We start from the raw sequence: 810 nt of genomic DNA, 5'->3' as shown, positions 1-810 counted from the left end.
CCGGGATGTACCGCTACCCGATCGGCGTCGTCGGCGGGATCACCCCGTTCAACTTCCCGATGATGGTGCCGTGCTGGATGTTTCCGCTCGCGATCGCCTGCGGCAACACGTTCGTGCTGAAGCCGTCCGAGCGGACCCCGATGCTCGCGAACCGGCTCGCCGAGCTGTTCGAGGAAGCGGGCCTCCCGAAGGGCGTCCTGTCCGTGGTGCACGGCGCGCATGACGTCGTGAACGGCCTGCTCGAGCACGGGGACGTGCCGGCGATTTCCTTTGTCGGCTCCCAGCCGGTCGCGGACTACGTGTACAAAACCGGGACGGCGCACGGCAAACGCGTGCAGGCGCTCGCCGGGGCGAAAAACCATACGCTCGTGATGGAGGACGCGGACCTCGATAACGCGGCCTGGCAGATTTTAAACGCCGCCTTCGGCTCCGCGGGCGAACGGTGCATGGCCGCCTCTGTGGTGGCGGTGCAGGAGAGCGTCGCCGACGAGCTGGTGGCCAGGATCCAGGCGTATGCCGACGACGTCACCATCGGCAACGGCCGCGAGAAGGACGTGTTCCTCGGGCCGGTGATCCGCGAGGGACACCTCGAGAAAACGAAGGCCTACATCGACAAAGGCGTCGAGGAAGGCGCGACGCTCGTGCGCGATGGCCGCGAGGATGAGGTGGCCCGGGAGGGCTACTTTATCGGCCCGACGATCTTTGACCACGTGCAGCAGACGATGACCATCTGGCAGGACGAGCTGTTTGCGCCGGTCCTGTCCATCGTGCGGGTGCCGGACCTGACCGCCGGCATCGCGTGGGCGAACG

1 protein-coding gene is annotated in these 810 nt (G+C 66.8%); it reads left to right on the top strand.

Annotation, left to right across the window (positions count from 1 at the left end; translation table 11 throughout):
- The coding region (locus CHL76_RS16695) for an aldehyde dehydrogenase family protein (protein ID WP_143747487.1) at positions 1 to 810 on the top strand (810 nt) is incomplete at both ends.

It is taken from the genome of Marinococcus halophilus, assembly GCF_002265875.1.
GTDB classification, from domain to species: domain Bacteria; phylum Bacillota; class Bacilli; order Bacillales; family Marinococcaceae; genus Marinococcus; species Marinococcus halophilus.
Note: the sequence above shows the minus strand (reverse complement) of the source record. Positions and strands in the feature narration are given on the sequence as shown.